Consider the following 14,683-nt stretch of genomic DNA (forward strand, 5'->3'; position numbering starts at 1 on the left):
TTTATGCTAAAGTAAGCGCTGATCTTTTGGTCATTCTTTACAACTAAAGTATAAATAAACTGGGTATTAAAAAGAATTTTATGCGTTTGAAACATTTAACTCTCTGCGTCCTGAGCCTCAGCCTGGGCGCCTGCGCGCAGCATGTCACTAAGTCCACTGCCGGCCAGCAGCAGCCTTTAGGCGAGCGCGCTGCCAGCGCCCTCAATACAATGTTTGACACCTCAAGCTATGATCTGCAGGGGCAGTTTTCCATTCAGGCGCAGCCGGGCAGCAAGGCAGCAGCCGGCGCATCTGATGCAGCCGGCCAGCAGCCGGCGCTGGATCCTGACGTGAAAAAGCAGCTGGATCAGGCGATTAAGGCGCAGAAAATTCAGCTCAGCGCTAAAGAAAAAAGCCAGCTGTATGCAGCCATTGCCCGGCAGCAGGACCCTTATGCCGCGATGCTGGGCCGCGAGGGCGCCAGAGCCGGCATGGCGGAAAGCATGATCAACCTGCTGAATGACCTGCAGTTCAGCTATGACGCCTCGGTGCATTACCGCCAGAAAATGGCTGCCTTGAATTTAAACCTGAAATATCAGAAGCCGACCCTGCTGGTGCAGGCGCAGCTGCCGATGGTGGTGGATTTTAATAATTTCAGGCTGTATGCCAATTATTTCGCCTTTATGCCGTTCATGGTGAACCGCGACAGTCAGGCGTCTTTCGCCTATATTGATTTTTCCAAATACAAAGATGACTTCAATAAGGTGGATTTCAAGCTGCTGGCGAATTACCTGAAGCAGATGAATGCCTTGCCGTATGCACTGGCCGCCCCAGACCAGGTGACCGCGGCTGCTTTAACCGAACAGGACAAGCAGCTGGGCGTGCACAGCAAAATCCGCTATCAGGGCACGCTGGAAAGCCTGCTGCTGCAGATGAGTTTATTTGAACTGGTGAATACGCCGTATTACAGCGCGCACATTATCGGGCAGGCGCAGCAGGCTGAAGAGGCCGCTGCGCCGGCAGCTGAAGCTGAGGCTGCCGATATTGCCGAAGCTGAAGACGCTTCGGCTGAGGGCGGGCTGGAGACCGCCGCTTACGAGTCTTCAGAGCGGGTCAGCGAGCTGGTGCAGGCTCAGGCGTATGGAGCTGCGGATCATGGCGGTGAGCATGAGCATGAAGCTGCCGATGCTGCGCAGGAAGGGGATGCGGATGAAGCGGAAATAGCTGCGGATGAAGCCTGCGCCTCCAGCGCTGCCTGCGATGCCGCTTCCGCTGCGGAAACGGCATCCTCCTCAGGCGAGCCGGAATCCGGCGCCGAAAGCGAAGATGAAAGCGCTTATGCCCTGTCTGAAGAAGCCTGCGAAGCCCTGATTAACACTGCCAAAGTGCCGGCTGGCCAGTTTACCCTGTGCCGCGAATGGTATGGCCTGAATCTGTTTGAGCCGGCCGCGGCGCAGGAGCAGGATGGCGGCGAATCTGCAGGGCAGGCGGAGCAGTCGGCGCTGCAGAAATTGACGCCGGTGTTCATTGAATACCAGTCTGAGCAGCTGACCGATGTGCAAAGCTTTAAGCAGCTGTGGCAGAAGCATGATGCTGAAATTCAGCAGGCTTTAAAAGCGGAGCAGTCCAGCCCAATGCCAATCATCATGGATATCGGCTTGGACAAGGCCGGGCGCCTGCAGACGTTTGATTATGACGTGCTGAAAAAAGATGAGAAGCTTGGCCAGTTCCGCTTCATCAGCACCAACCAGATTTCAAATTACGGCAAGGCTAAGCCGATTGACCGCAAGCTGTTGAAAGACGCTAAATCCATTGAAGAAGTGACTAAAGGCTCGCTGATGGAAAAATTCTCCAAAGGCTTGCTGAGCGCTTTGGGGCCGGATGCCGCCGCTGCTGCAGAAGCCGGAGATGCCAAGAGCATGGATGACTATCTGCATAAAATCGCGCTGGACACTTACAAGCGCACAGGCTCCTGGCTGAAAGCCTATCAGGCGGTCTTTGCAGTGTACGCGCCAATCAGCCAGTCCGATTTGAGCCGGCATTACGCCGCCGCCGAGCTGAATGAAATTGCGGAGGTGTACGCCTATCATTTTAATGAGGACTTGCCTAAGCCGCAGGGCGCTGCGCTGGCCCGCCTGAACAAGCTTGCTGCCAAGCATCAATTGAAGCATTCAGACAGCTTTGATGACATTGGCTATACAGTCAGCCGCACGGTCAATGAAGCGGTCAAGGAATATCAGGAGCAGCAGCAGTGGGCCAAGCGGATCAAGCAGCACAAAACCCGGCAGGCGGTTTTCGCCCAGTACTATGCGGAAAGCTTTGCGCAGGAATATTCACTCAGCGATGAGCAGAAGCGCCTGCTGCCGAAGCCTGCACAGGTGTTTGCGCAGGCCTTTGCCGATGATTTGCAAGGCCGGCTTTCAGAAAAGTCGCTGCAGAACCTGCCGGAAGATGGCGCGGACTTATTTGATGATGCCATTTACCGCATAGCCTACAAAGATGTGGTCAAGCATATGCCGAAATAACGGCGGCCTGAAATGAAAAAGAACCTCATCTGAGGTTCTTTTTTTGCCTACAGGAAATCTTTCAGGTTGGGCTTAACGCCATTCCAGATGCGGAAGGACTCAATGGCTTGCCCGACCAGCATGCCAAAGCCTTCAGATGCCGGCACGCCGCGCGCTTTGGCCTGCTCTAAAAAGCTCGATGGCTTGCCGTAAGCCATTTCATAGGCTTGCTTGAACTGCAGCGCTTGCGGCAAAAGCAGGGCATCGCCGCTGAGGCTGGCCGAGGTGGCATTAATGGCGATATCGAAGCTTCCTGCCAGATTATCCAGGCTGACTGCGGACAGTTCCGCCTGCGGCACCGCCTGCTTGAGATCGGCAATCAGCTGCTCTGCGCGGGCCAAGGTGCGGTTGGCGATGACGATTTTTTTCGCGCCGGCCTGCAGCAGCGGATAAATCACGCCGCGGGTGGCGCCGCCGGCGCCGATGATCAGCAGATCGGCATTTTCCAGATTCCAGCCCAGCGCTTTAATCGCTTCGACCAGGCCTTGGCCATCGGTATTGTCGCCATGCAGCTGACCATCCTGCATCCACAGCGTGTTGACGGCTTTGGCGATTTTGGCGCGCTCGGTCAGCACGGCGCATTCGGCAAACGCCTGCTCCTTAAACGGCACAGTGACATTCATGCCGGCGCCGCCCTGGCTGAAGAAATCATGCATGCTGGCGCTGAAGCCGTCCAGAGGCGCCAGGCGCTTGGCGTAGTTCAGCTGCACGCCGGTTTTGGCGGCAAAGGCATGGTGCAGTTCCGGCGAGCGGGACTGTTCAATCGGGTTGCCGATCACGGCAAATTGCTTGCTCATCGCACAGGATCCATGTGGAGAAATGTGCATCAATATACGGTAAATTTTCCGCGCTCTAAAGCGCTAACTGCAATTTCCCCTGCGCTGAAAGCGCCCGTTTAAGGGCTGCAGGCAGCTAAAACCGCATCGAGCATTAAGAAAGCCGCGCTGACAATCATGCCGGCCAGCGCAATGGCCATCACGGCTAATGCAAAATTGTCGTGAAAAGCGCTTTCAGAAAAAACCGCAGTGCTGACTGAGCTGAAAAGCGCCAGCATAAAGCCCCGGAAGCGCAAGGCATTTGAGCTGACGGCTGGCTGCATCTGAATGAAAAAAGCCTTCAGCAGCTGAAGGCTTTTGCAGTTCATCGGTAAAAATTCAGCCGGACAGCTTCAGCCAGTCCTGCGGCTTTAAATAGTAATCGGTGAGTTTTTTCTCCGCCGAATCAGCCTCCCATTCCGGGCGGTACGACCAGCCGGCAAGCGGAGGCATGCTGACCAAAATCGATTCAATCCGCCCGCCGGTTTGCAGGCCGAACAGCGTGCCGCGGTCATACACCAGGTTGTATTCCACATAGCGCCCGCGGCGGTAGAGCTGGAATTCACGCTGTGTTTCAGTATAAGGCTTGTGCTGATTGCGCTGGAAAATCGGCAGAATGGCGTCCAGATAGCCATTGCCGACCGCCTGCATGTATTTAAAGCAGGTTTCAAAATCCCACTGATTCAAATCATCAAAAAACAGGCCGCCGACGCCGCGCTGTTCATCGCGGTGCTTTAAGTAAAAATACTCATCGCACCATTTTTTGTGCTCGGCATACACTTCAGCGCCGAATGGCGCGCACAGGTCATGCGCGCTTTGGTGCCACGCCAGCACATCTTCATCATTGGGATAAAACGGCGTAAGGTCAAAACCGCCGCCAAACCACCAAACCGGGTCTTGGCCTTCCGGCTCTGCGACAAATAAGCGCACGTTGGCATGCGAGGTTGGCACATTCGGGTTTTTCGGATGAATCACCAGAGATACGCCCATCGCCTGCGCTTTGGCGCCGGCAATGCCGGGATGGCGCGCTGTAGCGGAGGCCGGCAGCTGGGAAATATTGATATGCGAGAACATGACCCCGCCTTTTTCAATCACCGCGCCATTCTGCAGCACGCGCGAGCGCCCGCCGCCGCCTTCAGGGCGCTGCCAGTCATCAATAATAAATTCCGCCGTACCGCCGCCAGCGCGTTCCTGCTGCTCTAAGGCAGCGCAAATGCGGGCCTGCAGGCCGGTGAGAAAGTCGCGGACACGCTGGATGTCTGCTGAAGTTGGATGCTGCATCAGGGCCCTCATGGGGAAAATCAAAACTGCCTACATCAAAGCATAAAACGCTGAAAAGATTAAGGGCTTTTTCCGCAGGCGCGGGATTGCCAAAGGCGGATGCGGCGCCGGCTTATTCCGACTAAAAGCCTGGGTTGAAATCCTGGCCCAAGCTCAGCAGAATAGGCCTTCAGTGAATATGATCAGTTCAAGCGGGGGACAGCATTGATAAAGCAGGCGGATTCTTTAATTCAGAAATACAATGTGCCGGGGCCGCGCTATACCAGCTATCCTACCGTGCCGTATTGGGATGAGCAGTCGTTTTCGCCGGAGGCGTGGAAGCGGACTTTAAAGCGCGCTTTTGATGAGTCAAACCGCAGCGAAGGCATCAGCCTGTATATCCATTTGCCGTTCTGCGAAAGCCTGTGCACCTTCTGCGGCTGCCATAAAAAGGTGACCAAGCGCCATGACGTGGAACAGCCTTATATTCAGGCCGTGCTGAAGGAATGGGACTTGTACTGCCAGCTGCTTGAAGATAAGCCGGTTATTAAGGAAATCCATTTGGGCGGCGGCACGCCGACTTTTTTCTCACCGGAGCATTTAACCCAGCTGATTCAAGGCATTCTTGATCAAGCGGAAGTGGCGCCGCAGCATGAATTCAGTTTTGAAGGCCATCCGAACAACACCACGCGCGGACATCTGCAGGCGCTGCATGATCTCGGCTTCCGCCGGGTCAGCTATGGCGTGCAGGACTATAATGAAACCGTGCAGAAAGCCATTCACCGCATTCAGCCTTATGAACATGTTGAGCGCGCAACCCTGTGGGCGCGTGAAATCGGCTATACCTCCATTTCGCATGATCTGGTGTTTGGCCTGCCGTTTCAAAGCCTGGACGATGTGCTGCATACCATTCAGCAGACCTGCCGCCTGATGCCCGACCGCCTGGCGTTTTACAGCTATGCGCATGTGCCGTGGATTAAAGGCAATGGCCAGCGCGGCTTTAAAGATGCCGATGTGCCGAAAGATGAAATGAAGCGCCGCTGCTATGAAGAAGGCAAAAAGCAGCTGCTGGCGCAGGGCTATCATGAAATCGGCATGGATCATTTCGCCTTGCCGTCTGACGGCATGCATCAGGCCTTTCAGCAGGGCGCGCTGCACCGCAATTTCATGGGCTATACCGCCTCTAAAACCCAGCTGATGATCGGCTTGGGCCTGTCTTCCATCAGTGACAGCTGGTACAGCTTTGCGCAGAATGAAAAGAAGCTGGAAGATTACTATGCGCGTCTGGAGCAGGATGAAATTCCGGTGTACCGCGGCCATGTGCTGTCGCAGGAAGACCTGATTATCCGCAGGCATATTTTAAATTTAATGTGCAGCTTTGAGGCATCGTGGGAAAACCCGGCGCAGTATTTTCCGGAACTGCCGCAGGTATTGGCGCAGCTGCAGGAAATGCAGCAGGACGGCCTGCTGCTGCTGCATGATCACGGCATCCGCGTGACCGAGCGGGGCAAGCCCTTTGTGCGCAATATCTGCATGGCCTTTGACCTGCACTTGAAGCGCAAAATGCCGGAAAGCCGGATTTTTTCCATGACGATTTGACGGCTTTGAAAAAGGCGGATGATTGATGCGTGCTTAAGCTTCAGCGCCTGTACTGCCTCGTTTTTACCTTAAAGCTTTTAAGGCCTTTGCGCAATGAGCAGCCTGCGGCATCCCTGCCGCATGCGCTATCCGAAATTTATGTTACTCGGCTATGGGCTAGCAATCAGTGCATCGGCTGCCTTACTGCAGCCTCATATGCTGCACCAGCGCCTCAGCCGCCTTGGACTGGGTGCGGCCGGGGTGCCAGACCATGCCCAGCTGGCGGTTCATTTCCAGCTGAATATCCAGCTGCTTCAAGTCCTGATTCAGCAGGGTTTTGGGCAGGACTGACCAGCCTAAGCCAATCGACACCAGCATGCGGATGGATTCCAGCGGATTGTTGCTCATGGTGATTTTAGGCTTGACGCCCTGCTTTTCAAACTCGGCCAGCGTGATTTGGCTGGTATAGGTTTGCGAAGCCGGCAGCAGGCTTGGGTACTCAATTAAGTCTTCCAGGCTGAGATTGCGCTTTTGCGCCAAAGGATGGAACGGCGCCGCCACAAAGACTAAAGGGTCATCCCAGATTGTGACATAGTTGAGGCGGCTGTCGCCTTGCGGCGGCAAGGTTAAAAACGCCAGCTCCAGATCGCCGGCCAGCACCTGTTCATGCGCCTGCTCGGAATCGACAAAATGCACGTCTAAAGTCACTTCGGGAAAATTCTGCACATAATGGCGCAAATGATTCGGCAAATGATGCAGGCCAATGTGATGGCTGGTGCCGATTTTCAGCTTGCCCTGCACCTGGCCCTGCTCATGGCTCAGGGTATTGTGAATATCGCCCAGCTCATTCAGCCAGTTTTTGACTTTGGGCAGCAGCGAATGGGCGGCATGGGTCGCCTGAATGCCGCGCCCTGCAGATTCAAACAGCTTGACGCCAAAATAGTCTTCCAGGCTGTGAATGCGCTTGGTGACTGCGGGCTGGGTAATGAAAAGCTGATCGGCGGCCAGAGAAATCGATCCAGTTTCCATGACTTTGACAAAGGCTTCAAAGGCTGCGAGATTCATCTTAAATTACCTATAAAGATTTTTTATGGTAATTTTATTATTTAGAAATTTTAAGAATTAATCAAAGCAATTTTCAATTTTTTTAAAGTTATGTGTTAAAAGGCGATTTGTCTGCCAATTTTAGAAAAATTTTCATACAAGTTTTTGTTATACATTGTTGATTATCATAGTTTATAGTGCGCATATAAAAACAACAAAAGGAAAATATTTGAATCAAACAACATCTGCATCCATCTGTTATTTTCAAGAACTCAGTCGAAATACTTTTTCTAAACCTTGGCTAAGATTTTCCGTGATTGCTTCCATTTTTTGCGGTATTGAGTTATTTTTTTAATCATTATTTCCTCAGCGCTATTCTGTTTATCATTACTCTTCTATGGGGGCATGCAAGGGTAAAGCATCTGCAGCGAACTAAGCTTTTAGCTGAATTTAAAATCCCTGCCAATATTTGGGCTGCTTTTAAACAAAGGCATCCTAATATAAGCTCATCATCGTATCCATGTATTGAAGAAGGTTTTAAAGACTATTTAGCAATTCATATGCAGCATAGAAATTCCTATGCAATGCCTTCTTATTCGGTTGATGCTTTGTTTCATCTTCTGATTCTGCTCATTCTCATCATGGTGCAGATTCAGGTTCAGACTCATCATGTAATAGTTGCAGCAGCGGTGGCGGTGATTAGCACACTTTTACAGCTGATTTTTAAAACGTAAATTTGATAAAGATTATTTAGGCTTTAACAATTTGAGTTTGAGCTGCTTTCTGATCTTTTTTGTTCCATGCTTTTTCATGGAAGAAAAATGCAATCGCTTGTACAGTAGGTTCGACTAAGCTTAACGTCACTGCCATCCATAAATTACCTATAATCACATAACCTACAAGCATTGCTACAGTAATATGCATGATGTAGTAGCTTAAAGTTTTTTTGAAAATACGTTGATTGCTTTGTACGAAGTTTTGAATACGAGCCATGAGAATCACCACAATTAAATAAATTTCGAGATAAAATAAATGATAATCATTATCAAGTAAAATGTAAAAAGGATTTTTTGATTGATGGTGACTGAATTTTTAGATGATAAGTTTAACTTGTTAAATTTCTATGGAATTTCAAGTTTTAGAAGTTTCTGAAACTGCTTTTACCTCGTATTGCACGAGGTAAATTCAGTAACGAAGCGCAACGATTATTTAGCTAAAGCTGATTTAAGAAGCCAGCTGTTTCAGTTGACGCAGCAAAACATCTATTTCATTTAGGCTATCTTCTTCAGCCGCATCTTGACGATTTTGTGTGAACTTTTCTTCTAAAGTTTGACCTTCAGCTACACTAAAGAGTTGTTTCATCAGCAGCATAGATTGCTGCAGCTCAAGCTCAGCCTCATCGTTCGTTAAGCCTTGTTTGGCCATTTCTGCTTTGCTTTGTGCTAAAATCTCATCCATATTTGGAGCTGGTTCATGCTTATCTGCATCAATATCCTCAGCATATTCCAGCTCAAGTTTTTCGATAATGGTTTTTATATCTGATTTTAAATCAATATCTTGTTCTGTTAAGTATACTAAAATAGGTAAAATCTCTTCAATTGCAAGATCACTGTACTCCATATCATCCATAAAATTATTGAGCGCATTTTTAATTGTTGACTCAAATTGTTTTAGTTTTTGTTTACTTAGTGCTTGTAGCAGATTAAAAAATTGAAGACTGCCACTAAAATTAGGATTAAATCCTCCTTCAAATAAGCCATAGTGGATGAGTTTATCAACGAGTATGCCAGGAAAATCATTAATATTTTTTATTGCTGCTGGCAGAGCAGCATAGGCGGTGTAATGATGCCTTTCATAAGGATGATCAAGAAAATAGCTAATGTCATCGGAGTATGCTTTGGCATCATAATGGGCAAAAAAATAAATCAGTGATGTGCCCCAAAAACTTCCTTCATCTTCACGCTCTTGCGCTAAAGCTTGCATCGCAAAATCAATCACAAATGCAGGGAAGAACCCAGCACTCAGACAAAGGCTAGCAAAAGCGTGTAATAGCTGAGGTGTTTTTTCAACAGAAGGGCAGCGTTGATAAAAATCGATTAATGATGTCAAAATTTGTGTGGCGCTGTGTTGCGGTGCATATTCTACAACATCCAAATAGCGGTCTAAAATTTCAATATCTCTATTTTTTTCAATAGAATAAAAATATAACCATTGTTCTATGCGCGCTGGTGTATTGATATGTTGTGCAAATTTTTGAAAGCTGCTTGTTTCGTAAGAATTTCTAAATTCCTCTAAACAAGCATGATAAGTTGCATCAGTAATCTGTGGCATTTGAGATAATGTGCGTTTGACTAGGTCAGCAATGCTAGAATCTAAAATTGGGAAAGTATCTACCAATTGTTGCTGCAAATGCTCTAGTTCATGCGTCAAGCTGGCAATAAAGTAAATGGGTTTAAATGATTGGCTAAGCCAGTCGATTTGAAGTTTTTCACTATCTTCATCCAATGGGAAGAGCTTTTCGAAATCATGTTTACGCCAGCTTTCACAGGCAGCACGATCGATGCATGCTTGATAAAAATCATTGATAGAGCGGCTAGACGCAGCTTTATATTTTGCTTCTAAATTTGCAACATGTGACCAAAATGATAAAATTGCAGTTAAATAAAGAGTTTTTTGTTCACCTAATTCTAATAACCATTCTTTGAGCTGTTGTTTGGCTTCAATCGAGAGATCATTGTCATAACTATAGTATTCAGAACATACAGTTGCTGCGTGTTGGCGCTGTTGCCATGTTGGAGCAAGAAGCTGTTGAAATATATTCTGCATTATATTGTTCCATGAAGTAAGGTTCTTTAGGATTTATGCACTGAGTATTGAGCGTGTGGCATAAAATGTTGAGCATTGTAAAAATAATTTTTTGAAAATGATTGTTTTTTATAAGGAATAAATTGTGATGTATATTTCAACAATCGGCCATTATTTTATATAGCCGCTTTCAAAAATGGAACAGAGTCGAATGAGTTTTTTAAATGATCAGAGCGTTATTGTTTAGATCGTCATCTAATTTTTTAAGCTCTCTGTTTTTGTAATAGCCTATATGTTAATTGATTCAAAAAAGTTTTAAAACTAATAAAAATGATAAATTAGATTTATGTAAAATCGTGGCTATAATCAATTTAATGACAGAATTACCCAGTCCAGTGGAGCAAATCGACATGGCAGGCGAAATCCAAAAAGCAAAAAATGACAGCAGCGCAAATGCAAAAACCTTGTATGACAAATTGTGGGATGACCATTTGGTTAAGCAGCGCGATGACGGCTCCGCCTTGCTGTATATCGACCGCCATTTATTGCATGAAGTGACTTCCCCGCAGGCCTTTGAAGGCTTGCAGCTGGCTGGGCGCAAGCCTTGGCGCTTAAGCGCGAATATTGCCACGCCTGACCATAACGTGCCGACCTCAGCCAAAGAGCGCTCTGAAGGGATCGCGGGCATTGAAGATGATACGTCGCGCATTCAGGTGCAGACTTTGGATGACAACTGCAAAGCCTTTAATGTGGTGCAGTTTGACATCAATGACATCCGCCAGGGCATTGCGCATGTGGTCGGGCCGGAACAGGGCCTGACTTTGCCGGGCATGACCGTGGTCTGCGGCGATTCGCACACCGCAACGCATGGCGCATTCGGCTGCCTGGCGCACGGCATCGGCACCTCTGAAGTTGAACATGTATTGGCAACGCAATGCTTAGTTCAAAAGAAAATGAAGAACATGCTGATCCGTGTAGATGGTGTATTGGGCCAAGGCGTGACCTCTAAAGACGTGGTATTGGCGATTATCGGCAAAATAGGCACCGCCGGCGGCACAGGCCATGCCATTGAATTCGGCGGCCAGGTGTTCCGCGACATGTCGATTGAAGGGCGCATGACCGTCTGCAACATGGCGATTGAAGCCGGCGCGCGCGTGGGCATGGTGGCGGTGGATGACAAAACTATTGAATACGTCAAAGGCCGCAGCTATGCGCCTAAAGCCGAGCAGTGGGATGCTGCAGTAGCCTACTGGAATACTTTGCATTCTGATGCTGATGCATATTTCGATACCGTTGTGGTATTGCAGGGCGAAGAGATTGAGCCGCAAGTATCGTGGGGTACTTCGCCGGAAATGGTGATCCCGGTTTCCCAAGCCGTTCCGACTTTGGAACAGGCCAAGGATGATGTGCAGCGCAGCGACTGGAGCCGCGCTTATCAGTACATGGGCTTAAATGCCGGCCAAGCTTTGGCGGACATTCAGCTGGACCGCGTGTTTATCGGTTCCTGCACCAACTCGCGCATTGAAGACATCCGCGCGGCTGCGGAAGTCGTCAAAGGCCGTAAAGTCGCGCCAAGCATTAAGCAGGCGATGGTGGTGCCGGGTTCGGGCCTGGTGAAGCAGCAGGCGGAAGCCGAAGGCCTGGACAAAATCCTGGTTGAAGCCGGTTTTGAATGGCGCGAGCCGGGCTGCTCCATGTGCCTGGCGATGAATGCGGATAAGCTGCAGCCGGGCGAGCATTGCGCATCGACCTCCAACCGCAACTTTGAAGGCCGTCAGGGCAACGGCGGCCGGACGCATCTGGTGAGCCCAGCGATGGCTGCTGCGGCTGCGATTGCCGGCCACTTTGTTGATGTTCGTTCATTTTAATCGGTTAGCCGGGAGCAAAATATGAAAGCTTATACCGTAGAACAGGGTATCGTTGCGCCATTAGACCGTGCCAATGTCGATACCGATTTGATCATTCCAAAACAGTTCTTGAAATCCATCAAGCGCACCGGTTTTGGCGAAAACTTATTTGATGAGTTGCGCTATCTGGATGAAGGCTACCCGGGGCAGGACAATGCCAAGCGCCCGAAAAATCCGGATTTCGTCCTGAATCAGCCGCGCTATCAAGGCGCATCGGTATTGATCGCCCGCGCCAATTTCGGCTGCGGTTCAAGCCGCGAGCATGCGCCGTGGGCCTTGGAAGAATACGGCTTCCGCACCGTGATTGCGCCAAGCTATGCCGACATTTTCTTCAACAACAGCTTTAAAAACGGCATGCTGCCGGTCATTCTGCCTGAAGAAACTGTTGATCAGCTGTTCAAGGAATGCGCCGCTGCCGAAGGCTATCAGCTGACGGTTGATTTGGCAGCGCAGGAAGTGCGCACGCCAAGCGGCGAGGCATTCAAATTTGAAGTTGACCCGTTCCGCAAGCATTGCCTGCTGCACGGCCTGGATGACATTGGCTTGACTTTGCAGGCGGCGGACGATATCCGCGCTTATGAAGCGCAGGCTAAAGCGGCGCGCCCTTGGGTATTTACTGACTTAAAAGCCTAAGTAAATTCGCGCATTAAGCTATAGTCACTATGCAGAAGACTTGCTAATATCGGGGCATAATTATAGTCAGATATTGCCAGATTTTGTCAGGTTGGGTTTGGGTCATGGATAAGCTGTTTGCACGATTTGCTTTACTCGGAGCTTTAGCAGCGTCATTGGCGGCATGCCAGAGCATGGATGCTGCGCGCCTTAAATATATGCATGAAGGCGCCGGCGCGAAGCGCAATGCCTTGATTTACTGCGCTGGAACCGAAGACTGCGAATTTGAGCGCCTGGATAAGATCCGCATTCTGGGCGCTGAAAGCCAGCAGCTGGAAAAGTCAGCGCTGCATGCCGGAATTCTGCGCCTGCAGGCTAAATCACTCCGTGAGCCGAATGCCGTGTATCTTTCCGTGCCTGCCGGCCAGCATGAAGTGGTGATCCGCTTTTATCCGATTTCCCGGGATAAAGCCGAACGCCTGCATGTGATTCACCAGTTTAATGCCCATCAGCGCTATACCTTTAAGATGTACCGCAACCGCAGCAAGCAGCAGGGCAGCCTGCTGAATGTTTCTGCGCCGGATCCGCTCTGTGTGGACCTGATGCAGGAGCAGAAAACTATTCGGCGTTTCTGCAAGCCGTACAATGTCCTGAATGGGCTGGGCGAGTTTGCGGAAAAAAAATTGTAAAAATCCTGTTGGCTCAACAACTGACTTCATAAAATGGAAACCTTCATGTCAAAACAAATCTTGATTTTAGCTGGCGACGGCATTGGCCCGGAAATTGTAAAAGCGGCCGAACAGGTGCTGGCGCGCGTAAATGAAAAATTCAATTTGGGTTTGACATGGGAACAGGGCTTGCTGGGCGGCGCGGCCATTGATGCGCATGGCGAACCGTATCCGGCCGTCACCGCTGCGCAGGCGGAAAAAGCCGATGCCATTTTGCTCGGCGCTGTCGGTGGCCCGAAATGGGATGCGATTGAGCGCGCCATCCGCCCGGAACGCGGCTTATTGAAAATCCGCTCTGAGCTGAACCTGTTTGCCAACCTGCGTCCGGCGATCCTTTATCCGCAATTGGCGGATGCGTCCAGCTTAAAGCCGGAAATTGTCGCCGGCCTGGATATTCTGATTGTACGCGAATTGACCGGCGGGATTTATTTCGGCCAGCCGCGCGGCATCCGTGAGCTGGAAAACGGCGAAAAGCAGGGCTACAACACAGACGTTTATTCGGAATCCGAAATCAAGCGCATTGCCAAAGTGGCGTTTGAGCTGGCTGGCCTGCGCGGCGGCAAGGTCTGCTCGGTAGACAAAGCCAACGTGCTGGAAGTGACTGAGCTGTGGAAGCAGACTGTAACCGCGCTGAAAGAAGCGCAGTATCCAGGGATCAACTTATCGCATATGTATGTCGACAACGCCGCCATGCAGCTGGTGCGCGCGCCTAAGCAGTTTGATGTGATTGTCACCGGCAACCTGTTCGGCGATATCCTTTCTGATGAAGCCGCCATGCTGACCGGCTCCATCGGCATGCTGCCGTCGGCGTCTTTGGATGAAAACGGCAAAGGCATGTATGAGCCTTGCCACGGTTCTGCGCCTGATATCGCCGGCCAGAACATCGCCAACCCATTGGCGACGGTTCTGTCTGTGGCCATGATGCTGCGCTATACCTTCCGTGAGGAAGCGGCGGCTCAGGCTATTGAAGATGCGGTCGGCAATGTGCTGGATCAGGGCCTGCGCACAGCGGACATCATGTCTGCCGGCATGCAGAAAGTCGGCACAGCGGAAATGGGCCAGGCGGTTGTCGCTGCATTGGGCTGATTGCCGCCCGAATAAAAAAACCGGGTGTTAAAGCGCCTAATGCCAGTCAGTTAAGAGATTGACTGGCTTTTTCTTTTTTTAACTTGCGATATTATTTGATACGCGGAAGCGTCATCCGCAACCTGAGCAAGAATAAAAGCACTGCTTTTATTCGAAGCGCAAGGCGAAGCAGTAAAAACAAAGCACTGCTTTTATTCGAAGCGCAAGGCGAAGCGGCGGTCTTTGAAATGGATTGTTTTTGCAATAAAATTATTTAAGTGCAGAAAGTGAACAGGTTTCGCGGTGAGGCGCACTGCGCCGCAAGA

The 14,683-nt window shown here is 50.1% G+C and carries 13 protein-coding genes; 7 read left to right on the plus strand and 6 right to left on the minus strand.

Annotated features, from left to right (window positions below; genetic code table 11):
• The first annotated feature begins 80 nt into the window (after window positions 1-80).
• Window positions 81-2,504, plus strand: coding sequence for a hypothetical protein (locus tag RSA72_RS02440; RefSeq protein WP_332621207.1), 2,424 nt, complete (start codon window positions 81-83; stop codon window positions 2,502-2,504).
• A 47-nt stretch (window positions 2,505-2,551) separates the two neighbouring features.
• On the opposite strand, the gene aroE is transcribed toward RSA72_RS02440, so the two are convergent.
• From aroE to hemF, 3 genes are all read right to left on the minus strand, one after another.
• Entirely contained in the window at window positions 2,552-3,340 is a 789-nt protein-coding gene (gene aroE, locus RSA72_RS02445) for a shikimate dehydrogenase (RefSeq protein ID WP_332621208.1), read from the minus strand.
• A gap of 98 nt (window positions 3,341-3,438) precedes the next feature.
• Window positions 3,439-3,642, minus strand: coding sequence for a hypothetical protein (locus tag RSA72_RS02450; protein WP_332621209.1), 204 nt, complete (start codon window positions 3,640-3,642; stop codon window positions 3,439-3,441).
• 55 nt (window positions 3,643-3,697) lie between these two features.
• Window positions 3,698-4,639: an oxygen-dependent coproporphyrinogen oxidase gene (gene hemF / locus RSA72_RS02455; protein WP_332632702.1), complete on the minus strand. Its 942-nt coding sequence runs from the start codon at window positions 4,637-4,639 to the stop codon at window positions 3,698-3,700.
• A 204-nt stretch (window positions 4,640-4,843) separates the two neighbouring features.
• On the opposite strand from hemF, the gene hemN reads away from it, so the two are divergent.
• The gene (hemN, locus tag RSA72_RS02460; RefSeq protein ID WP_332621211.1) at window positions 4,844-6,217 is read left to right on the plus strand and encodes an oxygen-independent coproporphyrinogen III oxidase; all 1,374 of its coding nucleotides are present in this window, start codon (window positions 4,844-4,846) and stop codon (window positions 6,215-6,217) included.
• A gap of 180 nt (window positions 6,218-6,397) precedes the next feature.
• On the opposite strand, the gene RSA72_RS02465 is transcribed toward hemN, so the two are convergent.
• Window positions 6,398-7,261, minus strand: a complete 864-nt coding sequence (locus RSA72_RS02465) for a LysR family transcriptional regulator (RefSeq protein WP_332621212.1) — start codon at window positions 7,259-7,261, stop codon at window positions 6,398-6,400.
• Window positions 7,262-7,557: 296 nt separating this feature from the next.
• On the opposite strand from RSA72_RS02465, the gene RSA72_RS02470 reads away from it, so the two are divergent.
• Window positions 7,558-7,974, plus strand: coding sequence for a hypothetical protein (locus tag RSA72_RS02470; RefSeq protein ID WP_332621213.1), 417 nt, complete (start codon window positions 7,558-7,560; stop codon window positions 7,972-7,974).
• Window positions 7,975-7,990: 16 nt separating this feature from the next.
• On the opposite strand, the gene RSA72_RS02475 is transcribed toward RSA72_RS02470, so the two are convergent.
• A complete protein-coding gene (locus RSA72_RS02475) occupies window positions 7,991-8,233 on the minus strand; it encodes a DUF2061 domain-containing protein (protein ID WP_332621214.1) in 243 nt (80 codons plus the stop codon).
• 231 nt (window positions 8,234-8,464) lie between these two features.
• On the minus strand, window positions 8,465-10,066 hold the full coding sequence (locus RSA72_RS02480; protein WP_332621216.1) for a hypothetical protein: 1,602 nt from the start codon (window positions 10,064-10,066) through the stop codon (window positions 8,465-8,467).
• Window positions 10,067-10,455: 389 nt separating this feature from the next.
• On the opposite strand from RSA72_RS02480, the gene leuC reads away from it, so the two are divergent.
• The 4 genes from leuC (at window position 10,456) to leuB (ending at window position 14,378) form a co-directional block, all read left to right on the plus strand.
• Window positions 10,456-11,913, plus strand: coding sequence for a 3-isopropylmalate dehydratase large subunit (gene leuC, locus RSA72_RS02485; protein WP_332632707.1), 1,458 nt, complete (start codon window positions 10,456-10,458; stop codon window positions 11,911-11,913).
• Window positions 11,914-11,934: 21 nt separating this feature from the next.
• On the plus strand, window positions 11,935-12,585 hold the full coding sequence (leuD, locus tag RSA72_RS02490; protein WP_332624525.1) for a 3-isopropylmalate dehydratase small subunit: 651 nt from the start codon (window positions 11,935-11,937) through the stop codon (window positions 12,583-12,585).
• Window positions 12,586-12,689: 104 nt separating this feature from the next.
• Window positions 12,690-13,253 carry a hypothetical protein gene (locus RSA72_RS02495; protein ID WP_332624523.1) on the plus strand — a complete coding sequence of 188 codons (564 nt, stop codon included), beginning with the start codon at window positions 12,690-12,692 and terminating at the stop codon, window positions 13,251-13,253.
• 45 nt (window positions 13,254-13,298) lie between these two features.
• A complete protein-coding gene (gene leuB / locus RSA72_RS02500) occupies window positions 13,299-14,378 on the plus strand; it encodes a 3-isopropylmalate dehydrogenase (RefSeq protein ID WP_332624521.1) in 1,080 nt (359 codons plus the stop codon).
• The last annotated feature ends 305 nt before the right edge of the window (window positions 14,379-14,683 follow it).

Origin of the sequence: Acinetobacter sp. (genome assembly GCF_036659555.1) — a bacterium.
In the GTDB taxonomy this organism is placed as follows: domain Bacteria; phylum Pseudomonadota; class Gammaproteobacteria; order Pseudomonadales; family Moraxellaceae; genus Acinetobacter.